At 41.0% G+C, this 273-nt stretch carries 1 pseudogene; it reads right to left on the bottom strand.

The window, feature by feature from the left end:
• Positions 1-11 precede the first annotated feature (11 nt).
• Positions 12-273: pseudogene (locus H4J63_RS19945) on the bottom strand (hypothetical protein); the annotation flags it as partial.

Raw genomic sequence — 273 nt, 5'->3', positions numbered from 1 at the left:
CTGTCTCTTGATCACAACTTTTCTGTCTGCTGAATTGATATTAACAATTCGGCAGATTCGACCATTTCTGCTAATTTCAACCACCCCTTCCAGAGTGCTTTTACGCCAACTCGACCATTTCTTTTACTGTCATACCACCCTCCCAATTTCGCTAAACTATAGTACAGCCAATGAAGAGACGGTACTTTATCCGGCAACACATCCTTTTCAACCTTTGCCCATAGTAATTTCCACGTCATCTCTTTAACACAAGTTGTACATCTCACTTCTTTG

The organism is Pseudoalteromonas sp. 5Ae-yellow (assembly GCF_014077565.1).
Classification (GTDB): Bacteria; Pseudomonadota; Gammaproteobacteria; order Enterobacterales; family Alteromonadaceae; genus Pseudoalteromonas.
The sequence above is the reverse complement of the archived record's forward strand: the minus strand, read 5'-3'. Positions and strand labels throughout refer to the sequence as shown.